The sequence below is a fragment of the Thermoanaerobaculia bacterium genome (assembly GCA_018057705.1).
In the GTDB taxonomy this organism is placed as follows: Bacteria; Acidobacteriota; Thermoanaerobaculia; order Multivoradales; family JAGPDF01; genus JAGPDF01.
This window is the reverse complement of sequence record JAGPDF010000013.1, coordinates 44,144-67,253: the sequence shown is the minus strand read 5'-3', so window position 1 is coordinate 67,253 and position 23,110 is coordinate 44,144. Positions and strand designations below refer to the sequence as shown.

Here is a 23,110-nt window from a genome sequence, read left to right as displayed (position 1 = left end):
CGCCGGCGTCGCAGGTCGCCTGCGGGTCCCAGGCGAGCACAGCGCCCGTCGCGGCGTCGCAGGCCGCGAACCAGTTGCGCGGCACCTCCAGCGGTCCGCCGATGACCTCTCCCGGCGGCCGCACGTGTGTGAAGCGACCGGCGAGATAGGCGATGCCGTCGACCAGCAGGATGTCCTCGATCTGTCCGTCGGCGAGACAGGCTGCGAGCGGCGCGTTCCCCGGCATCTGGGCGGCGGGGGCGGCGCCGGACAGCGCCGCGAGGAGAGGCAGAACGAAGAGCGGTCGGCGCATCGGGAGAGTCTAGCCTGCAGGCACGGGGTTCCCCGAAGCCGGCTCCCGAGGCTCGCGGCATCAGAGGATCGGATGGACGAGGCGCTGGAGCACGGGAGCGTTGGATCGAGGGCGGCTCTGCAGGCATTCGGCGTAGCGTGTGCCTCCGGCGCGGAGACGCAGATCGGGGGCGAGCTGGAAACTGTCCCCGGTTTCCTGCGTAGGTGTCCAGTGAAGGCCCGGAAGCGAACGCGGAGCACGCGATGCAGATGACAGGGATTCCGTTCGGCACCACCGACTGGAGCGAGGTCGAGGCGGTCGAACATGCGGGGGAGACTGGAGTGGCGACCTGGCGCACGCGCCGGTTCGGGGAGATCCGCGTGCGCCTCGTCGAGTACTCGCCGGGGTACTCGGCCGACCACTGGTGCGTGAAGGGGCACATCCTGCTCTGCCTCACGGGGGAGCTCACCACGGAGCTCCGGGACGGCCGGCGATTCCTCCTCCTGCCGGGCATGAGCTACCAGGTGGCGGACGACGCCGAAGCCCACCGCTCGTCCACAGCGATCGGCGCCCGGCTCTTCATCGTCGACTGAGGGCGAGCTTCCGTTCGATGCCCAAGTCCCCCCCGAATCCGGTGAGCCTGAGCGCCTTCGGAGAGAAATCGAGTCCCCCCACAGCGGCCGGGCTGCTGCGGATCCTCGGGCCGGCGGGCCCCGCCTGGGCGAAGCTGGCGCAGCATGTCGATCGGACCTACGGGCCCGTGGTCGAACAGTGGAATTTCGCCGGCGCCAAATTCGGCTGGTCGCTGCGCCTGCGCAAGGCCGACCGGGTGATTCTGTACCTCATTCCGCAGGCCGGCCAGTTCCTCGTCGGAATCGTGCTCGGCGGCAAGGCGGTCGCCGCCGCCCAGGGCGCCGGCCTGCCGGCGCCCGTCCTCGCGGCGATCGCGGCGGCGCCGCGCTATGCGGAGGGGACCGGGCTGCGGCTGCCGATCACCGGCGAGCGCGACCTCTCTGCGGTGGAGACCCTCACCGCGCTCAAGATGTCCCGTTCTTGAGCCCGATCTAGAAGCTCTTCTTCTGCACCCGGTCGTGGGCTTCGTTGACCAGCATCAGGGCGGCGGAGCCGAAGTACTTGTGAAACTCCGGAACCATCTCGCCCTTCGCGACCACGGGGTCGGTGGCGACCAGCGTCTTCGCCTCCTCGATGTCGGGCACGGAGAGGACGAACAGACCGCGCCAGCCGTCGACGCCGTCGAGCGGACCGGCGAGGGCGAGCTTGCCCTCGCCAGCGAGCCGCTTCATGTTGGCGAAGTGGCCCTTGAACATCGCGTCGCGCTCCGGGCCGTCCGGCATCCGTTGCGGGCCGGTCTTCAGAATGACCAGGACGTAGCTCCGCATGCCGTGCTCGTCGGCCCCGACCTGCGCAGCAAGGGCGGCGTCGAACTTCGGATTCGGCACCTCGGGCGCCGCGGGCTCCTGGGCGAGGGTCGGGCAGGCAAAGGCCACGACAAGGAGAAAGCGGAGGGGAGCGAGAGTACGCAGCCGAAACGTCATGGGTCACCTCGGAATCACAACTACGCAGAAGCGGCGCGAAGGGTTCAGCCCGAACCGTTGCGCCGGATTCAGGCGCAGAGGCTATCAGCGACAGAGGGCTCAACCGCACCCCACTCGCCGCTCGAGTTCAGGGCCGATCGGTCCGGGAGTGCCGCAGCCTGCTAGAGTGCCCGCCAACATTCGAACGTGACAGGGGGCTCCATGCGAAAGCGGAGTTTCGCACTGATCTCGACGACGGTCCTCAGCCTCGCGACGGCGACGGCTCCCGGCGTCGCCGACGGGATCTTCCAGGATGGCTTCGAGGAGTGCGGCGCGGGGCGGTGGTCGAGCGGCAACCCTTCGCCGCAGGCCGAGCAGATCACCGGCCTCACGCCCCTCGCGCTCGCCGAGGCACTGGGCGCGTGCTCGCCTTCGCTCCTCAGCGCCGAGTTCCGCCTGGCGGACGGCTCGGTGCCCGGCGCATCGGCGCTCACCCAGATGGGCAACCAGCAGTCCGCAATCCTCGCCTCCTTCGGGACTGGGGGAATGGTCCCGACCGCCGGCGACGCCATGATCGCGCTCTCTTCCGGCACAGCGCGCGACGCCGCGCATCCGGGTTACCTGCCGCCGCAGGGGGGTACGGACTTCGGCCGGCCGGGCAGTGGACCGGGGGTTTTCATGAGCGCCCACGGCAACACGTTTCCCGGCGCCACCGGTTGTCCGAGCGGATCGAACGACGCGCGCGACTCGATCGCCCTCCGGCTCACCTTGGCAGTGCCGGCGGGCGCGGACCGGCTCGCCTTCGACTGGCGGATGGTCGATTCGAACTATCCCGAGTGGGTCTGCTCGGCCTTCATCGACTATTTTCTCGGGATCGTGGTCACGGGCACCCACCCTTCCCTTCCTCTCGACCGCAACGTCGTGCTCGACAGCGTCGGGCGGCCGGTGTCGGTCGACTCGGTCGACATGGTGATCTGCACCGGCTGCGGCTCGGGCGATGGTCCGCTGGCGGGCACCGGTTACGCCCAGAACGACTCGGCGGCCACACTCTGGCGCACCGCCTTCGCGCCGGTCATCGGGGGTGAGACCATCGTGCTCGATCTCGCTGCTTTCGACGTCGGTGATGGCCTCTCCGACAACCTGGTCCTGCTCGACGGGCTGCGCTGGATCTGGGACTGATTCTACGGGAGCTCGGCGGCGCCCCAGGCGCGGTCGTCGCCGAGCTCGAAGCCGTCGTGGAAGAGGCAGGCCGGGCAGCGTTCGTAGGCTCCGAGGTCGTGCGCGGCTCCCTGCGGACGCGCCACCCGGTCCATGTCCAGCGCCGGAGCCCCAGCCGCGCTGCCGGCGTCGATCGCTGGAGAGCCAGCTTTCAACTGGAGATCGAACGGCGGCGCCACGAAGAGCGAGGCCGGATTCGTGATCTCGACGTTGTGGTCCTGAACGATGCCGGTCCCCGAGATCGCGTAGTCGGTCGCCAGGTTGTTGCGCACCAGGACGCCCGAGCTCGGCGTGCCGTTGGAACTGTTGAGCATGATCCAGGGTGGGCCGGGCGATAGGCCGTTCAGGTCGAGAACGGTGTTGTTGACGATCCGGCCGCCGATCGCGCCGTAGAGGCTGATGCCGTGCCAGTGGTCGGTGACGACGACGTTGTTCTCGACCACCCAATTGACGAACAGTCCGTCGAAACAGCCGATGCCCTGCAGGGTCGCGTGCAGCGGGTGGTCCGGATTCAGGTTGTTGACGATCCGGTTGCCGCGCAGCACGACATCGCGCACTTCGCCGGTTCCGACGCCGCCCGGGCCCACCGACCAGCTCTGGAAACCGTCGTCGTGGTTGCCGTCGGCCGGCGCGCCGACCAGCGCGTTCTGGATCGTGTTGTACTCGAACCGGCCGCCGTCGCCCAGGCCCCGCAGCCCGTCGGCAGAGAAGCCATCGACGAGGTTGTCGCGGATGCGGGCGTCTTTGCCCGAGACCGAGATGCCGAAGCGCACGTTGCGCACCCGATTGCCGCGCGCCGTGACGCGATCGCCGTCGATGCGGAAGGCACTGGCGGCGTCGTTCACCCATTCGCTCTCCCCCCACGAGGAGGCGTCATCGACGGTGAAGAGATCGCAGTCGGCGATCTCGATGTCCCAAGACGGACCGTGCCAGCCATGATTCTCGACGAAGACCATGGTGTCCTGGGTGAGCGGCCCGGGGGCATGCGACGGGCTGATCGAGAGCCCGCGCACGATCCAGTTCTGGGCGGCGGAGAGCCAGACGCGGCGCAGGCGCGGGACCTCGCCCGGCGCGGCGGCCACGGTGATCGGCGCCGCGTTGTAGGCCCCGCGCAGGAAGAGCTCGCCGTGATAGCCGCTGCGCAGCCAAATCGTGTCGCCCGCCCGGACCGGCGCTCCCGCATTCACGACCGCGAGCGTCGCTCCGGGCAGATAGGGGAGCGACGCCCAGTGGCGGGTCTCGATGAGATCCGCCGCGACGACCTCCTCGAGCGTCCGCCAGGGATCGTCTGCGCTGCCGTTGCCGGCAGGCGATCCGTTCACCGGATCGACGTAGAAGTCGGTCGCCGCGGCGGGAGCCGTGCCCGCCGCGCTCGCCGCAATTGCAGCCAGGGCCACCAGGGCCACCTGAGCGACGTCGAGGGGGGGCGCAAGCCAGCGCATCGGCCCCAACCTAGAGAGTCCGCGCCGCGCGGTCAAGGGAGCGCTCCACGCCCTCCCGAGGGAGCGACGATTCCCATCCACGGCCCGGAGGTCTTGAACTACTCCCCCCGCGAGCCTCAGGATGGGCGCCTTCGCCGGCGACCCTCGACTCGCCGGCCGGCTTCCCGGGAGCGCGCGCATGTACAGGAAGAACCTCTATGCAGGCTGGGCCGACATGGATTTCAACTCGCACATGAAGAACACGGCCTATCTCGACAAGGCCGCCGACGTGCGGCAGATGTACCTGATCGAGAACGGATTCCCGGTGGAGGAGTTCCTGCGCCTGCAGATCGGACCGGCGATGAAGAAGGACGAGGTGGAGTACTTCCGCGAAGTCCGGCTGCAAGAGCGGATCGACGTGACCTACGCCATGGCCGGCCATGCGGAGGACGGCAGCCGCTTCCTCCTGCGGCACGAAATCTATCGCGCGGACGGCGAGCTCGCCGCCCGGGTCACGAGCACCGGCGGCTGGTTGCACCTGGCGGAGCGGCGCATCGTCGCACCGCCGCCGGAGCTCCTGGCGGTGATGAACTCGCTCGAGCGGACCGCCGATTTCGTCGTCCTGCCATCGAGCGTCCGGCCGCGTCCCTCCGCCTGAGCCGGCGCCCGCGCCGCGCCGGTCAGCGTGGGGCAGCGGCGGCCGCGGGCGCTCGCGGCACGATCTTCCACAGCTCGCCCGGGCTCTCGTCGGTCACGACGTAGAGCGCGCCGTCGCCTCCCTGGCGCACGTCGCGCAGGCGCTGGCCGCGGTCGACGAGAAGGTGCTCTTCGCCGGTCACGCGACCGTTCACGAGCTCCAGGCGAACCAGGCGTTTCTCCTTGAGAGCGCCGACGAAGAGACTGCCCTGCCACTGCGGAAACGCCGCGCCGCTGTAAACTTCTGCCCCCGAGGGTGCGATCACCGGATCCCAGTAGTAGACCGGCGCGAGCATCCCCGCCCGCCGCGTTTCGGCGCCGGCGATCGGGACGCCGGCATACTCCTCGCCGTAGGCCTGAACCGGCCAGCCGTAGTTGCCGCCCTTCTCGATCCGGTTGAGCTCGTCGCCGCCGCGCGTCCCGTGCTCGACGATCCAGAGGTTCCCGGTGGCGTCGAAGGCGCCGGCCTGGACGTTGCGATGCCCGAGGGACCAGATCTCCGGCAGGGCGTCGGACCGGCCGCGAAACGGATTGTCGTCCGGCGCCGAGCCGTCCGGCCGGATGCGGACGATCTTGCCCATGTGGCTGTCGAGACGCTGAGCCTGCGGCCGCATCCGGGTGTCGGAGCGCTCACCCAGAGTGACATAGAGGGTGTCGTCCGGGCCGACCACGACGCGGGACCCGAAGTGCTTGTCGCCGTCGTAGGCGGGCGCGGCGCGGAAGATGACTTGCACCGCCTCGACGCGGCGGCGATCCGCGGAGAGCACACCGCGGGCGACGCTGGTCGCATTGCCGCCCTGCCGCGCCTCGCTGTAGCTCCAGAAAAGGGTGCGATCGGTGGCGAAGGCGCGGCTCAGCGCGACGTCGAGGAGTCCTCCCTGACCGCGCGCGTCGACCGCCGGCAGGCCCTCGATCGGCGGCCCGATCGCACCCCTCTGGTCGACGATGCGCAGCCGCCCCGGCCGCTCGGTCACCAGCAGGTCGCCGCCGGGCATCGGTTCGACCGCCCACGGATGGTCGAGCCCGCGGGCGAGGACGACGACGTCGAGGGCGACGCCACTCGGGCGGGCGCAGGCGCGGGTCTGATCCGGCAGCTCCGGCCGCTGCCCGGAAGCATTCGGCGCCCGGCTCTCGAGCGGCCGGCAGACGGCGGCAGTGGCAGCGGTGTCTGCAGTGCCGGAGGGGCCGGAGGGCCTGGTGGCACGAGCGGCTGGCGTCGCGAGGATCACGAAGCCGCTGACGCAGGTGCAGGCGAGGACGAACATCCGGTGGGCGACCTTCATGGCGGATTCTCCCTGTCGATCCAATCTTCTCCGCTCTTCTCAGATCCGGTCGACGTCGCGGACGTCGCTGCGGCGATCTTCGTGCGTTGTCGCCGGTGCCTCGGGGTGGGCTGCGGCATCTTCCATCCCCTCGACCAACTCGGCCTGGAAGTCCTGCCCGGTTTCGACCAGATCCTGGACGCTTTCCTCCGCCTCCCCGGAGGTGTCGGGCAGATCCTGCGTGTCTCCCGCCTGGCCAGCGCCCTCGGGTCCGGTGCTCTGGCTATCGTCGGTCTCGATCCACTGCTCGTTCTTCAGTCGCATGACTCGCCTCGCCTTCGCTCGAAGGCCGCGTGCGGGACGCTGCGCGGCTTGGGAACTTGCCGTGCACGTTCCGGGCCTTCGGTCGAGGTGGCGGCAAAACCCGGGCCACCGGGTGGCTGGGGGCCCTGGCGCCGCGCTCGGCGCGACCTCGACCGGCGCCGGATTGCAGAATCCTCCCGCAGCGAGCCTCCCCGACAACGGTTGCCGACAGTTTCATCCGTGCAAGACGACCTGCGGCCGAGGCGCCAGGATCCCCGGCATGACACCCACCGTCCTCTACTCGCCGGAGCCCGCGAAGGGCTGGCTCCCCTGGGGCGCGCTCGCTCCGGTACTTTGCATTCTGATCGTGGCTCTGCCGTCGATCGCAGCCTGGAAGATCGAGTTGCAGCTCGGGCTGGTGGACGGGCAGGGCGAGCCGCTCGGCTTTGCAGGACTCTGCACCCTGCTGTTGTTCGATTTCTCCCTCATCGGCGCCGTCCTTTTCGCCTGGGTAGGGTTCGTCGAGCGCCGGTCGCTGGCCACGATCGGTCTGCTGGGAGAGCGGCCGTGGAGGACCTTCTTCGCCGGGCTGGGGCTCGGCCTCGCGACCTCGACGCTGGTCGTCACTGCGATCGGTCTCGCTGGCGGCTACGCGGTGGGGGAGGTCCTCCCGGTGTGGGCCTCGGCGCCTGCGCTGCTTCGCATGACGGCTCTTGCGGCCGGTTTCGCCGTTCAGTCGAGCGTCGAGGAGATCCTCTTCCGCGGCTGGCTGATGTCGGCCATCGCCCGCCGTCTCAACGTCGTTCTCGCGGTCGTGCTCACCTCGACGGTCTTCATGCTGCTGCACTACAGCCCGCATCAGGCGTGGGACATCATGCTGGGGACCTTTCTCTTCTCCGTGTTCGCCTGCGCCTGGGCGCTCACGACCGGCAACATCTGGGGCGTCATGGGCTGGCACATCGGCTGGAACTGGCTGATCGCCGTCGGCTTCGAGCTGCCGATCACCGGCTTCGACGCCCACCTGCCCGCGCTCATCGCGAAGCTGACACCGGTCGGGCCGGACGCCCTGACCGGCGGCGCCCAGGGGCCGGAGGGGAGCTATCTCTGCGCCCTCTTCTTCGCCGCCGCGAGCGCCCTTCTGATCCGGCGCACGGCACGCGACTGGGCGAGGTCGAGGGAGCGTGCCTCCTGATCGACTCTGCCGGCCGCCTGTCGGAACCGGTGGTGTGACAGTCTCCGTCGGAACTTCCGAAGAGTGGCGCTTCGATCCGCCAGTCCGCCGACCCGGCGGCAGCATTCGAGGTCGATGCCGTCGCTCCGGAGAACGGAGTCGCGCCGATGGCAGGTCCATGCAGGCTCGCAATCCTGGCACTCGCAGCCGCGCTCGGCTCGGGGCCGCTCGCCGCGCAGGCGACCGCGACGGCAGCACCGGAGGCCTTGGTGGCGGAATCGGCCGAGACCGCCCCGGCGACCGATGCCGTCGATGTCGCGGAACTCAAGCGTCTCTCGGTCGCCTGGATGGAGGCCCTCGAAAAGAAGGACGAGGCCACCCTGCGGGCGCTGATGGCACCGGAGTATGCCCTGACCTCCCCGGGAGTCCTGGAGGAGATCCTGCTCGAGGAGTGGATCGGGAACGCGGTGGGCATGAATTGGAGCCGGCCGCGCTACGAGGCGTTTCGCGTGCGGGTGAGCGGCGACCATGCCGTGGTGAGCTCGAGGTTCCACTTCCGGGTCTCTCCGATCCCCTTCGGCCTCGACTCCGGCCTGGTCGACACCTGGGAGCGGCGCGAAGGCCACTGGAAAGTGACCGGCCGATACCTCGGCCAGTCCGACACGCAGGAGCGCTTGCGGTACCTCCAGGGTTTTGCCACCGCTTTGCTCCTCTGGGGCGCAAAAGCGGCCTGGGGCAAGCTCGCCAGGGTCAGGAGAGCGCGCCGGGAAAACCTCGCGTAGACCGGCGCGTACAGTCTGCATGGCGAGCCCCCCACCTGGCCGAGTCGGCGAACACCCGCCGTCGATGCCGTTCGGCAGCTTCTTCGGCCGGGCGGCGGCAGAGCGCGAGGTGGGAGGCTTCCGGCTGGCGCAGTTCACGCCGACGCTGCCGAATCGCGAGGTCGCGCCGCACCGCCATGACGACGCCCACTTCGTTTTCGTGCTGCGCGGCCGCTACGAGACCAGCGCCGAGCTGCCGGTCGACGGCTCACCGCCGTTGATCGTTTACAGCCCTCCTGGAACGGCGCACCGCGACTGCTTCGCTGAGGAGACCGATCTCTCGCGGGCGGCGTTCGCCACGCTGTCGATTTCGGACGCTGCGATGGCGGAACTCGAAACGGAAACAAAGCTCTCGGTAAAGGGTGTGTGCGTAGGGGCGGCGGCGGTGCCTCTCGTGCGGCAATTGCTGTCCGAGGCTCGCGGCCTGGACGCGCTCGCTTCCTGCGTGACCGAGGAGCTCTGCCTGGAGTTGCTACTGCGCACGGGCGTGCCGCGCGACGCGACGGGCAGCGCGGTCCCGGGCTGGCTTCTGCGGGCGCGAGAGCTCCTGCGCGATACCTGCATGGGCGCGGCTCCCCGGTCGGTGGGGGAGATCGCCGGCGAGCTCGGCGTGCATCCGGTGCACCTCGCACGACGCTTTCGGACCGCCTTCGGACGCTCGCCGAGCGAATATCTGCGTCGCTGCCGCCTCGACCGTGCCCGGCGGATGATGCAGCGCACGGCGGCGCCGCTGGCCGAGATCGCCGCCGTCGCCGGCTTCGCCGATCAGAGTCACTTCAGCAACGCCTTCCGCAAGCAGTTCGGCGTCACCCCGCGCACCTTCCGCCGCGGCTCGAACTGAATCCGATGAAAAGTACCCGAGCACTCCGGAGGCCACCGATGAAACGCTCGACCCCCAGCCGAGTCGTCCGCACCCCTTTGCTGAGAGCTTTTCTCGTGACGCTCGCGCTTTCCGCACCGGCTTGCGCCGCGGACTCCGCGCCCGCGCGGGAGCCCGTCGTCGGTCTGCCGTGCGAGGGCTGCGAGGCGGTCTTCGTCGGCATGCCGGCAGCGCCTCCGGCGCAGGCCCGCATCGCACCCGCAAGCGAGCCGGGAGAGCCGCTGCGGATCCGCGGCACCGTGCTCACTGCCAACGGCAAGCAGCCGGCGGCCGGCGTCATCGTCTACGCCTACCAGACCGACGCGGGCGGCCTCTACCCGCCGGATCCAGCGGCCCAGCAGGCGGGGGTCCGGCACGGGCGCCTGCGCGGATGGGCCTGGACCGACGCCAGCGGAACCTACCAGTTCGACACCATCCGGCCCGGCGGCTATCCCGGCACGGACATCCCGCAGCACATCCACATGCACCTCATCGAGCCGGGCCGCTGCACCTACTACATCGACGACATCCTGTTCACCGACGATCCGCGTCTCGGACCCGAGCAGCGCGCGAGCCAGGATCGGGGGCGCGGCGGCAGCGGTATCGCCACGCCGACGAAGGGTGCAGACGGGGTCTGGAACGTGCGCCGCGACATCCGCCTGGGGGCGAAGATCCCCGGCTATCCGGCTGCGCCCTGAGTCCCTTTCTCCGGCGGCAGGCAAGGTTGCGTTCGTGCAAGACCGGCAGCGGGAACCCGTCTAGATTGCAACCATGAACCGCTCGAGACTCCGCCGCTTCAGCGCACTTCTCCCTATCCTGGAGGTCGTACTCTTCACGCTCGCCCTGCCACCGCTCGCTCGCGCTGGCGAGTCGGCGCCCGTGCCGCAGCAGTTTGCTGCCGCCGCGGCCGCGATCGAGCGCGGGGACTTCCAGCAGATCACCAGCGTCCTCGTCGCCCGCCGGGGCGAGATCCTCTTCGAACGATACTTCGACGCCGGCGGCGCCGAAGCACGGCGAAACACGCGCTCGGCGACCAAGACCGTGACCGGACTCCTGGCCGGGCTGGCGATCGAGCGCGGCCGGATTCCGTCGGTCGCCGCGCCGATCCTGCCCTACCTCGCCGAAGCGATCGGCAAACGGCCCCTCGAGAATCCCGATGTGCGCAAGGGGGCGATCACCGTCGAGGACCTTCTCACCATGAGCTCGCTGCTCGAATGCGACGACGAGAACTCCTTCTCGCGCGGCAACGAGGAGAGGATGTACCTCGTCGAAGACTGGGTGGGATTCTTCCTCGACCTGCCGATTCAGGGGTTTCCCGCCTGGTACAGGAAGCCCGCCGACTCGCCGTACGGACGCAACTTCCGCTACTGCACCGCCGGGGTCACGACCCTCGGCGCGGTCGTTCAGTCGGCAGTGGGGAAGCCGCTCGCGGAGTTCGCCGAGGAGGCGCTCTTCGCACCGTTGGGAATCACCGGGGCCGAATGGCAGTACTCGCCGCTCGGTCTCGCACAGGGCGGCGGAGGCCTCGGCCTGCGCACCCGCGACCTCTGGGCTTTGGGGCAGCTCGCCGCCGACGGTGGGCGCTTCCAGGGGAAGCAGGTGATCTCCGCCGAGTGGATCTCGGCCGCCACCGCCCCCCACGCCGAGATCGACGAGACCACCCGCTACGGCTACCTGTGGTGGATCCACGACTTTCCCGCGCTGGCGGCCTTCCCCGGCAGGACGCTCGAGAGCTTCGCGATGAACGGCACGGGCGGCAACACCGTGCAAGTCGTACCCGATCTCGACGCCGTCATCGTCATCACCACGACCAACTTCGGCGTGCCACAGCCGCATCGCCTGACGCAGAAGCTCCTCTTCGAACAGCTCCTGCCGGCGCTGGGGACTTTGCAGGAGTAGGCGGGCTCCGGCAGAATGCGCTCAACCGCGGTCCGCGAGGAGTGAGAACGCATGACGATGCCGTTGCCTGCCGCCCTCCACCACACCTGTTTCGTCGTCCGCGATCTCGAGGGTACTGCCCAGCGCCTGGCGGACGCGCTCGGGGTCGGGCCGTGGGCAGTGCATACGATCGTGCCCACGAGGTCGAGGGTGCACGGAGTGGAGACCCCGTTCACCTTTCGCGTGGCGCTGTGCGCGGTCGGCGGCGGGCACTTCGAGCTCGTCTCGCCGCACACCGGCCGCAGCGTTTGCGATGAGCACCTCGAAGAGCATGGCGAAGGGTTCCACCATACCTGCCTGGTCTATCCGACCGTCGAAGCGGTGCGCGCCGCCAAGGCCCAACTGATAGCGCAGGGGCGCGAGTGCCTGCAGGAGGGGAGTGCCGACGACGCCTTCGACTTCGCCTACTTCCAGTTCCCCGAGATCGGCTCGGCGGTGGAGGTGCTCTTCCTCGATCCCTCGCAACTGCCGCCTCCGGACGCGGTGATCCAGCCGCGGCATCTCCCGGAGTGAGGCCGGGATGAGCTGCGGCGGGTGGCGCTCGTGAACGCACCGGGTCTGCCCCTGGAGGTCGTTCGCCGGGTCGTCGTCCTCGTCGCGACGTTCGGATTCGTCCTCGTGCCGGGGATGGTGCTGGCTCTCGGCGGACCCCTCTTCGCCGGCTTCGTCAGCTCGTTCCACTGGGCGCATCTCTGCATCGCGGCCCTGGGGCTCTATGGCGTCGCCTGGCTCGGCGCCCCGAAGCTCGCGGCCGCCGGCCCGCACCTGGGATTCGACGCCATCGCCCTCACCCTGAAGGCGTTCGCGGCCGGAGCTGTCGCCGGCTGCCTCACCAACTACTTCGTCGTCGGCCGCGATTTCCGGCGAGGGGACTTCGAAAGCCTGGTTCTCACGCCACTCTTCTGGATGGCCCTCTTCGGCCTCCCCCTCGCCATCCTGGTCGGCTTTCTCCTCTGGTACAGCTTGGGCCGGCGCCTCCGGCGCGCGCCTGGAATGCCGACCGAATAGCTCGAGCGGGCCGTGCTGGATTACTAAGTTATTGATTCCATTGGTGCCGGAGACAGGAGTCGAACCTGCACGCCCGTGAGGACGGGGGATTTTGAGTCCCCTGCGTCTGCCATTCCGCCACTCCGGCATGAAAAAGGTGGTGGGGGAGGGATGCTACGGGCCGGGCAGGGTGCTGTCAATCTGTGGAAAAGTCGGTGGAAAACTCCCTTGTGAGCGGACACTTACGCCGCAGTTATGCTACCCCCAGGGGTTGACGAATTCGCCGTTTTCGGCTACTCTTCGGCGTCGGCAGTTGTAGCTCTCGTATCCTAAGTACCCAGCTTCACAATAGTTACAGAAGGGGGCAGAGGACGTGACATTCAAAGTCGGTCAGAAGGTCGTCTACCCGAATCACGGCGTAACCGTTGTGGAGGAGATTGCTCCGAGCCGGATCGATGGCACCGAGCGCACCTGTTACCACCTCCGGCTCCTGTCGGGAAATTCCAAGGTGATGGTGCCCAAGGACAACCTCGATCTCGTCGGGCTGCGTCCCCTCTGCGAGGCGAAGGAGATCCGCACGCTGTTCGGCATCCTCGAGAACGGCAGCGTCGAAGCACAGAAGGACTGGAAAGGCCGCTACAAGCAGAACGTCGAGAAGATGAAGACCGGCCGCATCACCGAGGTCGCGGAAGTGCTCAAGAACCTCCGCTTCGTCAGCCAGAGGAAGAGTCTCTCTTTCCGTGAGAAGAAGATGTACGAGCGCGCCAAGAGCTTCATCGTCAGCGAAGTCGCCCACGTCAAGGGACTGACCGAGCGCGACGCCGAACAGCAGGTGGAGCGCGCCCTGACCTCCAGCATCGAACGCAAGAAGAAGGGCGACCTGCTCGCCAGCTAGTCGCCGTGGTCGTGCAAGCCTGCGGCCGCTCCCGCTTCTCCGGAAGCTGGGGCGGCCGTTTCACTTTCTGCCGGTCCGAACGCGCACGGGGGGAGCTCTTGACGCAGGGTGCCACCTAGTGGCCGACAGGCCGCAATCGGAATCGCTGCTGCCGGGGCCCTCGGAGCCAGCGAAGCCACAGCCAGCGGCTGGGGCCGACGTGGCGCCGGCGACCGCGTTCGTGGACATCGCTCTGCCGCTGCCGGTGGGGCAGACCTTCACTTACCACCTGACGCCGTATCAGCAGCAGCGCGTCCAACCCGGAGCGCGCGTGCGTGTGCCGGTCGGGCGCCGCCGGATGACGGGCTATGTGGTCGCGACGCGCGCCGCCGCTCCAGAGGGCTTCGCCACCCGGGCAATCGAGAATCTCGTCGACCGCGATCCGGTGCTGCCTCCCGAGCTGCTCGAGCTCGCCCGCTTCGCCGCCGACTATTACCTGACACCCCTGGGCGACGTCCTCGCGGCGATGATCCCTGCCGAGGCCGATTCGTGGGGCGACCGGCGCGTCCGCCTCACCGACCAGGGGGCGCTGGCCCTGCATCACGAGGCCCTCGGTCGAGACCTGCAGGGACTGCTCCTCGAGCGTGGACAGATGCGGATCTCGGAGATCGAGGAGCAGCTCGACGATCCCCGGATCGAGGCGGTCCTCGTGCAGGCGATCGAGGAGGGCGCCCTCGCCTGGGACGAAGCCGGAGCGCGCGGCGAACGCTACGCCGCGGCGTTCGAGCTCGCCCCCGGCGACCCGGATCTCCAGCGCGAGCGCGCCGGGCGATCGGCGGCCGGGCGCGCGGTGATCGATTTTCTCGTCGCCCTCGGCCGGCCGGCGCTCGCCGACGAGCTCCGCCAGGGCGTCGGCTGCAGCGCCGCCGTCTTGAGGCGCCTCACCGGTCTCGGCATCCTGCTTCGTTTCAGCCAGCCGAGCCGGCTCGGACTCGACCGCCATCTCCTCGCCCACGCCAACGGCAGCTCCGCCGCGCCGCCGCTGCTCGAGCTGCGTGGCGACCAGGCGAGCGCCGTGACCGAGCTCGAGCGCGCGCTCGCCAGCGGGAAGTTCGAGCGCTTCCTGTTGCGCGGCATGACCGGTTCGGGAAAGACCGAGGTCTACCTCCGCGCCGCCGCCGCCGCGCTCGCCGGCGGCCGCAGTGTCCTCCTGCTGGTCCCCGAGATCGCCCTCGTGCCCGCCCTGGCGGCGGCCGCGCGTCTGCGTTTTCCGAAGGAGCTCGCGGTCCTGCACTCCGGGCTCGGCGCCGCCGAGCGCCAGCAGGAGTGGGCGCGCATCCGCACCGGAGAAGCGCGGCTGGTCGTCGGTCCGCGCTCGGCACTCTTCGCGCCGGTCACCCGGCTCGGCCTCATCGTCGTCGACGAAGAGCAGGACCTTTCCTACAAGCAGGACTCGTCGCCACGCTACCAGGGGCGCGACCTCGCACTCATGCGGGCCAAGCTCGCCGGCGCGGTCGCCGTGCTGGTCTCGGCGACGCCCTCGCTCGAGACCCGCCTCGCGGTCGTCTCCGGCCGGATGGCGGCGCTGACGCTCACCGAGCGCGCCGGCAACGGCGCCCTCCCCGAAGGGATCCTCGTCGACCTGCGCAACGAACCGAGTGTCGGAGTGGGGGGAAAGGGTCGCCTGCCCGGCGACGTGCAGTTTTCGGCCCGCCTCCTCGCCGAGATCGAGCGCGCCCTGACCGAGGGCGACCAGACGATCCTGCTGCGCAATCGACGCGGCTACGCGCCGCTGCTGCTCTGCCGGGCCTGCGGCGAGGACTTCCGCTGCGACGATTGCGGCCTGCCGCGCACCTACCACCGCAAGGGTGGCCGCGGCGAGCAGTTGATCTGCCACTACTGCGACTCCCGGCTCGCCGTGCCGCCGCGCTGCCCGCGCTGCCGGGCCGAGACTCTGGAGCCGATCGGTTCCGGCACCGAGCGCATCGAAGAGGCGGTGAAGGAGCGTTTCCCCGATGCCGCCGTCGACGTGCTCGACCGCGACGCGCTCTCCCGTGGCGGCGGCCCCGCGGCGATCCTCGAGCGCTTCCAGCGCGGCGAGACCCAGATCCTGGTCGGCACCCAGATGGTCTCCAAGGGTCATCATTTCCCGCGCGTCGCTCTCACCGGGATCCTCTCCGCCGACAGCTACCTTGGATTTCCCGACTTTCGCGCGGTGGAGAAGACCTACGCCCTGCTGACCCAGCTGGCCGGGCGCGCTGGCCGCGGCGAGCGTCCCGGACGCATGGTCATCCAGACCTTCCTGCCCGACCACTACGCCATCCGCGCGGCGCTGCTGCAGGACGATGTGGCGTTCGCCGAACAGGAGATGCGTTTCCGGCGGATCTTCCACTATCCGCCCTACACCCGGATGGTGCAGCTCCTGCTGCGCGACGCCAACCGCGAACGCGGCCTCGCCCGCCTCGGCGAGATCGCCGCGCGCATCGGCCGCCATCCGCGTGCCGAGGAGCTGCGCGTCACCGGACCGGCCACGGCGCCGCTCGAGCGCCTGCGCGGCGAGTGGCGGCTGCAACTGCTGGTCCGCTCCGCCCAGGGGGGCCTCCTCCGGCAGGCGATCCGCGAGGCGCTCGGGGAGAAGCCGCACGCCGGTCTCGCGGTCGACGTCGACCCCTTTCATCTGCTGTGAACGGACCGGCCTCGCGGCCCAGAGCGGTTTGACCTGCTTCCCGCGCCTCCGGTAACCTGTCCCCCCCGTGAGTCTCCAGGACGCCCAGTTCGAAGAGCCCCTCGTCGCCCTGCGCCACAGGATCGAAGAGCTCGAGGGCTACCCGGAGGGTAGCGGCCGGGAAGGGGAGTTGCGCGAGCTGCGCAGGGAGCTGCGCAGCGAGACCGAGCGCATCTTCGCGGGTCTTTCGCGCTGGCAGAAGGCGCTCGTCGCGCGGCACCAGGACAGGCCCTACACCCTCGACTACGTCCGCATGATGACCGAGGAGTGGGTGGAGCTCCACGGCGACCGGGCGTTCGGCGACGACGCCGCCATCGTCGCCGGCCTGGCGCGATTCCGCGGCCGCTCGGTCGCCATCATCGGCCACCACAAAGGGCGCGGCACGAAGGAGCGCATCGCGCGGAATTTCGGCCAGCCACGGCCCGAGGGCTACCGCAAGGCGCTGCGCATCATGAAGCTCGCCGAGCGCTTCGGCCTGCCGGTCATCACCCTGATCGACACCGCCGGCGCCTATCCCGGCCTCGACGCCGAAGAGCGCGGACAGGCCGAGGCGATCGCCCGCAATCTCCTCGAGATGGCCGGACTCCGGGTTCCGATCGTCGTCGCCGTGACGGGCGAGGGGGGCAGCGGCGGAGCTCTGGCGCTGGGCGTCGGTGACCGCGTGCTGATCTTCGAATACGCCGTCTACTCGGTGATCTCGCCCGAGGGCTGTGCCGCGATCCTCTGGAAGGACCAGGAGATGAAGGCGCAGGCGGCGGAGGCGATGCGCATCACCGCTCCCGACCTCCTCAAGTTCGGGGTCGTGGACGAGATCGTCAGCGAGCCTCCCGGGGGGGTGCACACCGATCCCGAGGCGGGCGCGGCGCGGCTCGGGGACGCGATCGACAGGGCGCTCCAGGTGCTCGAGAAGATGAGCCCCGAGGAGCGCCTCGAAGGGCGCTACCGCCGCTTCCGATCGCTCGGGGTGACCGGAGGCGTCGGCGGGCCCGTTGGGGCCGCCGCGGCCGGCGGTTCCTGAAGACGGGTGCCCGCGATCTGGATCGCCAGACTGCCCGCGCCGGCAGATGAACTCCTCCAGCAGCTCGAAGTCACGGGTTTGCCGCGCGATCTGGCGTTCCTCCTGGCGCAGCGCGGCGTCACGACCGTCGCCGAGGCCGCCGCCTTCCTCGCTCCAGGCCACGACAGTCTGCACGATCCGCTGCAGCTTTCGGGAATGCAGGAGGCGCTCGACCTCCTCCTGGCCGCGCACGAACGGCGGAGTCCCGTCGCTGTAATCGGCGACTACGACGTCGACGGCCTCACCGCCACGGCTCTCCTCCTGGGGGTTTTTCGCGCGGTCGGTATCGAAGCGCATGGCATCCTGCCCAATCGCCACGCCGGCGGGTACGGCCCGCAAGCGATGCACATCCAGCAGGCGGAAGAGCTCGGCTGCCGTCTGATCGTCACCGCCGACTGCGGAATCCAGGCACACGCCGCAATCGCGGAGGCGAATCGGCGGGGGATCGAGGTCATCGTTACCGACCATCACCTGCCGGGGAACCGGCCGCTCGGCGCCGCAGCGGTCATCAACCCACGCCAGGAGGGCTGCTCCTATCCGTTCCAGGATCTGGCCGGCGTCGGCCTGGCGCTGAAACTCGGGGCGGCGCTGCTGCAGCGCTTCGGGCGCGAGGTCCCCTGGACCGCGCTCTTCCGGATCGCCTGTCTCGGAACGATCGCCGATGCCGCGCCGCTGGTCGGCGAGAACCGGGTGCTCGCCAGCCGCGGTCTCGCCAGCCTGTCGAGCACTCCATCGGTGGGGCTGCAGGCGCTGCTGGCCGAAGCGGAGGTCGGAGCTCCGGTCTCGGCGCACGACGTCGGCTTTCGCATCGGACCGCGGTTGAACGCCGCCGGCAGGCTAGGGGCCGCCGATCCGGCGCTCGAGCTGCTGCTGACCCGGGATCCGGTCCGGGCAAGGGAGCTCGCTGCGCAGCTGGGACGCTTCAACTCCGAGCGGCGAGACCTCGAGAAACGGGTCGTGGACGATTGCACGGCCCGCTATTCCGGACGCGACCTGCCGCGCGTGATCATCGGCTGGAGCACGGCCTGGCACCGCGGCGTGGTGGGGATCGCCGCCGGCCGCCTGGCTCGTCTCTACCACCGGCCGGCCGTGCTCTTCGCGGTCTCGGAGGGCGACGGGATCGCCGTCGGTTCGGGGCGGAGCGTGCCCGGGATCGACTTGCACGGCTTCCTGCGCGGCTGGGAGTCGCGCCTCGCGCGCTTCGGCGGGCACGCCCAGGCGGTCGGGCTGACCTCGGACGCCGCCGCTCTCGAACAACTCGCGCCGGAGTGGGAGGCGGCGGCCGCCGCCTGGCCGCCCGAGAAGCTCGAGCCCGAGGTCGAGTACGACCTGCCGCTCCGCCTCGCGGAGGTGACCCCGGGGCTGCTCGAGCGTCTGGCGCGACTCGCACCGTTCGGCATGGGGAATCCCGAACCGGTCTTCCGTCTCGGCCCCTGCCGTAGGGCCGGTGAGCTGCGCCTCTTCGGCGCCGGGCACTGCGGGTTCCTGGTGAGCGCTGTCGCCGACGGCCGTGCCGCCGTCGGCAGCAGCAGCGTCGAAGTCGTCGCCTGGCAGTGGGCGGAGCGCGCCGCGCGCAACGGTGCCTTCGACGGCGAGTTCGAGATGCTGGCGGCGGTGGAGCACGACCGCTTCCGCAACCGCCCCCGCCTGCGTCTCGTCGACAGCCGCCCGGCGCATCCCCGGACCCACTAGAATGGCGGTGATGAAGAGGGCGAATCAGGGTTCGATCCAGCGTCTGCGGCGCGCCCTTCTGGGCGCGCTGCTCGTCGCGCTGGCGGGTCTGGCCGGGCTCTTCCTCCTCGGACGCCAGGGAGCCCCTGACGAAGAGCCGCCGATCGCCGCACCCCGATCGGGCTCCTCCGGAGAGGCCACCACGTCGAGTTCCGACGGCGCCGGCAGCGACGCCAACGTGGTCGCCTCCAGCGATGCCTTCGATTTCACCCAGTCGCTCGAGGGGCGGCCGGTCTTCAGCGTGCATGGCGACCGCTTCCAGACGACGCGCGAGGGCAAGATCGAGCTCGAAGGGGTGCGCTTCGAGATCTTCCGCGAGGCCACGAGCTACTCCGTCGCGAGCGACCGTGCCAGCTACGACTCGAACTCCCAGGAAGCTCTCCTCACCGGTCACGTAAAGCTCGCCGGCGGTGAGCTCGCGGTCGAGAGCGGCCAGCTGCAACTCTCCAAAGGCGGCAAGCTCCTGGCCGCCGAGGGCCCGATCGCGCTCCGCCACGGGCAGTATTGGCAGGGCGAGGCGGGAGCCCTCGAGTTCGACGTCGCCCTCGACCTGATGACGATGCGCGGCCCGGTGGCGCTGTCGGGCCAGCCCCCGGGGGTAGAACGCATGACCGTCGACGCGGGCAAGGTCGTGCTCGACCGGGCGGGCCGCGTCCTGCGGGCCAAGGGCGCGGTTCGCGTCGGCCGCGGCGCCAGTCATTTCGCGGCCGACGAGGCCGAGCTCTTTCTCGCCGAGGACGGCGAGACGCCGGCCCTGCTCCTGCTCGATGGCGCCTTGACGGGAAGCTACTTCGCGGTCGCCGCCGACGCCGCCGACCGGATCGACTTCCGCGGCGCCAAGCTCTCCCTGCAGTTCGGTCCCGCGGGTGTGAACGAACCCCTGGAGATGGGTCTCGAAGGACGAGGCAAGAACCTGGCGCTGATCGAGTCGGTCGACGGCGCGACCATCCACGGACTCGCCTCGCGAGCGCTCTGGATGACCTTCGAGGGCGGACGGCCGCAGACCGCCAGGAGCACCGAACCGGTCTATTTCGCCGAGTACGTGCGGGGCCTGGACGACCCGCTGCGCTCCGGGCGTGCCGACCGCGCCGAAGCGGAATTCGCTCCTGGGGGCGGCATCGCCCGCGTCGTTCTGATCGGCGGCGTCACCCTGACCGACCCGAAGTTCCAGGGCAAGGGCGACCAGGCGCACTTCGACCTCGCCGCCGAGCGCTCGGAGCTGCTCGGCGATCCGGCGCGGACCGAGAGCGACAGCGGCGAGCTCGTCGCGCCCCGAATCGTCTATGCGCGCAAGAGCGGCCTGCTGACCGCGGACCGGGGCGTGCGCGGCGTCCTGGCGCGCGGCGGCGGCAAGGCCGTCGCCGGCGTCGGCTTCCGCGCCGACCAGCCGATCGAATTCCAGGCCGACGAAGCGATCTTCACCGACGCGCCGCGCGGCTTCTTCCTCAAGGGAACGGTGCGCGCCTGGCAGGGCAAGAGCCTGCTGCTGGCGAACCAGTTGCACGGCGAGGAGACCGAAGAGCGACTCTCTGCCTCGGGGGGAGTGCGCACCCTGATCGACCTCCGGAAGCCGGCCGCAAGTCCGGCGCCGGCGGCCGCTCCCTCCGCCCCCTCCGCCCCCTCCGATACCGCGACGATGACCGAGGTCATCGCGGACTTCCTCTCCTATCGCCGGAGGGAGGCTACCGTCACCTACACCGGCGGCGTCCGGCTGACGCAAGGGGCGCGGACGCTCACCTGCGACGAGCTCGTCGGCGAGCTCGACGCGGCGCAGCAGATGAAAGCCATGACCGCCAAGGGCAAGATCCTGCTGCGCGACGCCACCGCGGGCCGCTCGATCCAGGCCGAGAGCGCGCTCTACGACGTCGGTGCGGAGACGATCGAGCTCCGGGGGAGTCCCGTGACCATGAAAGACGATACCGGCGCGACGCTCCAGGGCAAGCGGGCCCTCTACGACCTCGAGTCGGGCTCGGCACGCCTGGTGGGTGCGGCGCAATGAAGGCGGCGGGACCGCGGCTCCGGGCGACCAACCTCCGCAAGGTCTATGGCGGGAGGACGGTCGTTCAGGACGTCTCCGTGGAGGTTGCGCCGGGGGAGATCGTCGGGCTCCTCGGACCGAACGGCGCCGGCAAGACGACGACCTTCTACATGGTGGTGGGCCTCGCGCCTCCGGACGGCGGCAAGGTCATGCTGGGAGACGACGAGATCACCGATCTGCCGATGTACCTGCGGGCGCAGCGGGGGATCAGCTACCTGCCGCAGGAGCCTTCGGTGTTCCGCAAACTCTCGTCCGAGGACAACCTGCGCGCGATCTTCGAGACCCTCGACCTCACGCATGCCGAACAGGAACGGCGCATCGACAGGCTGATCGAGGAGTTCCGGCTGCAGAAGGTCCGCAAGAGCATGGGCTACATGCTCTCGGGCGGCGAACGGCGCCGGGTGGAGATCGCCCGCGCGCTGGTGCTTTCGCCCTCGTTCATCCTCCTGGACGAACCGTTCGCCGGCATCGATCCGATTGCCGTCCTCGACATTCAAGGTATCATCCGCCACCTGAGACAGATGGGAATCGGCATCCTGATCACCGACCACAACGTCAGAGAGACCCTGAAGATCACCGACCGCGCCTACATCATCAACAACGGCGGAATTCTTCGCGCCGGCACGCCGCTCGAGCTGTCCTCCGATCCGCAGGTCCGCAAGATCTACCTCGGCGAGCAGTTCGAGCTCTAGCGCCCCTCACTCCCGACACTTCATGGCTCTCGAACAGAAACTCTCCCTCAAGCTCTCGCAGCGGCTGGTGATGACGCCGTCGCTGCAGCAGGCGATCAAGCTGCTGCAGATGACCCGCCTCGAGCTCGAGGCGGTCGTCGCCCAGGAGCTCGAGATCAACCCGGTCCTCGAGGAGGCCAGCGAGGTCGAAGAGGAGGAGGAGGACGGCTCGCCGGTCGAGCTCTCGCCCGACGAGGCCCGCGATGAGGTCCCGGCGCCCGAAGTGATCGAGCGCCAGCGCCTCGAGCAGGTGGCGTTCGAGGCCTATCTCGACGACGCCTCCGGTGACGACGGTGGCAGCTACGGCGAATCCGAGAATCGCGAGGCGCCGCCGCTCGAGAACACCCTGACGCGCGAGCCCGACCTCTACGACCACCTGCTCTGGCAGATCCATCTCTCGGACTTCCCGCCGCTCGAGCGCGAGATCGCCGAGCTCATCGTCGGCAACCTGAACCCGGACGGCTTCCTGGCCGCCTCGCTCGAGGAGATTCACGAGCTGGCGAGCTCGGGGCGCGAACAGCCGCTCGCCATGGAGCAGGTGCGCGCCGTCCTCGAACAGGTGCGGCGGCTCGATCCGCCGGGAATCGCCTGCGAGAACCTCCGCGAGAGCCTGCTCCTGCAGCTCGATCTGCGCGGCGAGCCGGCCGACTCGATCACACGCCAGGTGCTCGCGGACCACTGGGAGCTCTTCCTGCGCCGCCAGTACGCGACGATCGCGCGCGCCCTCGGGGTCACCCTGGCCGACCTGGAGCCGGTCATCGAGGAGATCAAGACCCTCCAGACACGGCCGGGCCGCAAGTTCACCAACGATCGCACGCACTACATCGAGCCCGACGTCCACGTCATCCGGGTGGGAGACGAATACGTCATTCAGCTGAACGACGACGGCCTGCCGCGGCTGCGGATCTCGAGGTCCTACCGCAGGATGCTGAAGAATCTCCGGCAGGAGGGCCGCCAGAACGACGCCCAGCAGTTCATCTCCGAGAAGATGCGCTCGGCGCTCTGGATGATCAAGAGTCTCGACCAGCGGCAACGCACGATCTACAAGGTCGCGACCTCGATCGTCCGCCAGCAGCGCGACTTCCTCGACCACGGCCTGGATCACCTCCGGCCGATGGTGCTGCGCGACGTCGCCGAAGACATCGGCATGCACGAGTCCACGGTGAGCCGGGTGGTGTCGAACAAGTACATGCATACGCCGCGCGGTCTCTTCCCGCTCAAGTACTTCTTTCACAGCGGCATCGACCGGGACTACGGCGAGGATATTTCGTCGCTCACCGTGAAGCGCAAGATCCGGCAGCTGGTCGAGTCGGAGGACACGCGGCATCCGCTCTCCGACAGCGAGCTGATGCGCATCCTCAACCGCGAAGGCATCCAGATTGCCCGGCGGACCGTGGCCAAGTACAGGGACGAGCTGAACGTGCCTTCATCCTCGGATCGCAAACGCATCTTCTGACCAGGGGAGGGAATCC

Annotated in this window: 23 protein-coding genes and 1 tRNA gene; 18 read left to right on the top strand and 6 right to left on the bottom strand. The window is 69.5% G+C overall.

The window, feature by feature from the left end; translation table 11 throughout:
• A partial coding sequence (locus tag KBI44_06375; protein ID MBP9144089.1) for a hypothetical protein occupies positions 1-292 on the bottom strand: 292 nt, incomplete at its 3' end.
• A gap of 242 nt (positions 293-534) precedes the next feature.
• Between KBI44_06375 and KBI44_06370 the strand changes: the two genes are divergently transcribed.
• Positions 535-864 carry a DHCW motif cupin fold protein gene (locus KBI44_06370; protein MBP9144088.1) on the top strand — a complete coding sequence of 110 codons (330 nt, stop codon included), beginning with the start codon at positions 535-537 and terminating at the stop codon, positions 862-864.
• A 17-nt stretch (positions 865-881) separates the two neighbouring features.
• Positions 882-1,328: a DUF3788 family protein gene (locus tag KBI44_06365; GenBank protein ID MBP9144087.1), complete on the top strand. Its 447-nt coding sequence runs from the start codon at positions 882-884 to the stop codon at positions 1,326-1,328.
• A 7-nt stretch (positions 1,329-1,335) separates the two neighbouring features.
• Here KBI44_06365 and KBI44_06360 read toward each other — a convergent pair whose 3' ends face one another.
• Positions 1,336-1,827, bottom strand: coding sequence for a hypothetical protein (locus tag KBI44_06360; GenBank protein ID MBP9144086.1), 492 nt, complete (start codon positions 1,825-1,827; stop codon positions 1,336-1,338).
• Positions 1,828-2,028: 201 nt separating this feature from the next.
• Between KBI44_06360 and KBI44_06355 the strand changes: the two genes are divergently transcribed.
• The gene (locus KBI44_06355; GenBank protein ID MBP9144085.1) at positions 2,029-2,985 is read left to right on the top strand and encodes a choice-of-anchor L domain-containing protein; all 957 of its coding nucleotides are present in this window, start codon (positions 2,029-2,031) and stop codon (positions 2,983-2,985) included.
• A 2-nt stretch (positions 2,986-2,987) separates the two neighbouring features.
• On the opposite strand, the gene KBI44_06350 is transcribed toward KBI44_06355, so the two are convergent.
• Positions 2,988-4,466: a right-handed parallel beta-helix repeat-containing protein gene (locus tag KBI44_06350; protein MBP9144084.1), complete on the bottom strand. Its 1,479-nt coding sequence runs from the start codon at positions 4,464-4,466 to the stop codon at positions 2,988-2,990.
• 178 nt (positions 4,467-4,644) lie between these two features.
• Here KBI44_06350 and KBI44_06345 point away from each other — a divergent pair, with 178 nt between their 5' ends.
• Complete coding sequence (locus KBI44_06345) at positions 4,645-5,103, top strand: thioesterase family protein (GenBank protein MBP9144083.1); 459 nt, start codon at positions 4,645-4,647, stop codon at positions 5,101-5,103.
• Positions 5,104-5,125: 22 nt separating this feature from the next.
• On the opposite strand, the gene KBI44_06340 is transcribed toward KBI44_06345, so the two are convergent.
• Together KBI44_06340 and KBI44_06335 are read right to left on the bottom strand one after the other, a co-directional pair.
• The gene (locus KBI44_06340) at positions 5,126-6,406 is read right to left on the bottom strand and encodes a PQQ-dependent sugar dehydrogenase (protein ID MBP9144082.1); all 1,281 of its coding nucleotides are present in this window, start codon (positions 6,404-6,406) and stop codon (positions 5,126-5,128) included.
• 57 nt (positions 6,407-6,463) lie between these two features.
• Positions 6,464-6,727 carry a hypothetical protein gene (locus KBI44_06335; GenBank protein MBP9144081.1) on the bottom strand — a complete coding sequence of 88 codons (264 nt, stop codon included), beginning with the start codon at positions 6,725-6,727 and terminating at the stop codon, positions 6,464-6,466.
• Positions 6,728-6,986: 259 nt separating this feature from the next.
• Here KBI44_06335 and KBI44_06330 point away from each other — a divergent pair, with 259 nt between their 5' ends.
• The 7 genes from KBI44_06330 (at position 6,987) to KBI44_06300 (ending at position 12,503) form a co-directional block, all read left to right on the top strand.
• A complete protein-coding gene (locus KBI44_06330) occupies positions 6,987-7,898 on the top strand; it encodes a CPBP family intramembrane metalloprotease (GenBank protein ID MBP9144080.1) in 912 nt (303 codons plus the stop codon).
• Between the two features lie 146 nt (positions 7,899-8,044).
• Positions 8,045-8,659 (top strand): nuclear transport factor 2 family protein, encoded by a 615-nt coding sequence (locus KBI44_06325; protein MBP9144079.1) that lies wholly within the window; start codon positions 8,045-8,047, stop codon positions 8,657-8,659.
• Between the two features lie 64 nt (positions 8,660-8,723).
• Complete coding sequence (locus KBI44_06320) at positions 8,724-9,539, top strand: helix-turn-helix domain-containing protein (protein ID MBP9144078.1); 816 nt, start codon at positions 8,724-8,726, stop codon at positions 9,537-9,539.
• A 38-nt stretch (positions 9,540-9,577) separates the two neighbouring features.
• Positions 9,578-10,255: a hypothetical protein gene (locus KBI44_06315; protein MBP9144077.1), complete on the top strand. Its 678-nt coding sequence runs from the start codon at positions 9,578-9,580 to the stop codon at positions 10,253-10,255.
• Positions 10,256-10,328: 73 nt separating this feature from the next.
• Positions 10,329-11,456, top strand: coding sequence for a serine hydrolase (locus tag KBI44_06310; protein ID MBP9144076.1), 1,128 nt, complete (start codon positions 10,329-10,331; stop codon positions 11,454-11,456).
• Between the two features lie 51 nt (positions 11,457-11,507).
• On the top strand, positions 11,508-12,008 hold the full coding sequence (locus tag KBI44_06305; GenBank protein ID MBP9144075.1) for a VOC family protein: 501 nt from the start codon (positions 11,508-11,510) through the stop codon (positions 12,006-12,008).
• A gap of 21 nt (positions 12,009-12,029) precedes the next feature.
• Complete coding sequence (locus KBI44_06300) at positions 12,030-12,503, top strand: hypothetical protein (GenBank protein ID MBP9144074.1); 474 nt, start codon at positions 12,030-12,032, stop codon at positions 12,501-12,503.
• A 41-nt stretch (positions 12,504-12,544) separates the two neighbouring features.
• On the opposite strand, the gene KBI44_06295 is transcribed toward KBI44_06300, so the two are convergent.
• A tRNA-Leu gene (locus tag KBI44_06295) sits at positions 12,545-12,630 on the bottom strand.
• Positions 12,631-12,855: 225 nt separating this feature from the next.
• Here KBI44_06295 and KBI44_06290 point away from each other — a divergent pair.
• The 7 genes from KBI44_06290 (at position 12,856) to rpoN (ending at position 23,094) form a co-directional block, all read left to right on the top strand.
• Entirely contained in the window at positions 12,856-13,377 is a 522-nt protein-coding gene (locus KBI44_06290) for a CarD family transcriptional regulator (GenBank protein ID MBP9144073.1), read from the top strand.
• 199 nt (positions 13,378-13,576) lie between these two features.
• Complete coding sequence (gene priA / locus KBI44_06285) at positions 13,577-16,042, top strand: primosomal protein N' (GenBank protein ID MBP9144072.1); 2,466 nt, start codon at positions 13,577-13,579, stop codon at positions 16,040-16,042.
• A gap of 67 nt (positions 16,043-16,109) precedes the next feature.
• Positions 16,110-17,099, top strand: coding sequence for an acetyl-CoA carboxylase carboxyltransferase subunit alpha (locus KBI44_06280; GenBank protein MBP9144071.1), 990 nt, complete (start codon positions 16,110-16,112; stop codon positions 17,097-17,099).
• A 6-nt stretch (positions 17,100-17,105) separates the two neighbouring features.
• Positions 17,106-18,830: a single-stranded-DNA-specific exonuclease RecJ gene (recJ, locus tag KBI44_06275; protein ID MBP9144070.1), complete on the top strand. Its 1,725-nt coding sequence runs from the start codon at positions 17,106-17,108 to the stop codon at positions 18,828-18,830.
• Between the two features lie 10 nt (positions 18,831-18,840).
• Positions 18,841-20,868: a hypothetical protein gene (locus KBI44_06270; protein ID MBP9144069.1), complete on the top strand. Its 2,028-nt coding sequence runs from the start codon at positions 18,841-18,843 to the stop codon at positions 20,866-20,868.
• The gene (gene lptB, locus KBI44_06265) at positions 20,865-21,599 is read left to right on the top strand and encodes an LPS export ABC transporter ATP-binding protein (protein ID MBP9144068.1); all 735 of its coding nucleotides are present in this window, start codon (positions 20,865-20,867) and stop codon (positions 21,597-21,599) included. The genes KBI44_06270 and lptB overlap by 4 nt, the downstream gene beginning before the upstream one ends.
• 22 nt (positions 21,600-21,621) lie before the next feature.
• Positions 21,622-23,094, top strand: coding sequence for an RNA polymerase factor sigma-54 (rpoN, locus tag KBI44_06260; protein ID MBP9144067.1), 1,473 nt, complete (start codon positions 21,622-21,624; stop codon positions 23,092-23,094).
• Positions 23,095-23,110: the final 16 nt, after the last annotated feature.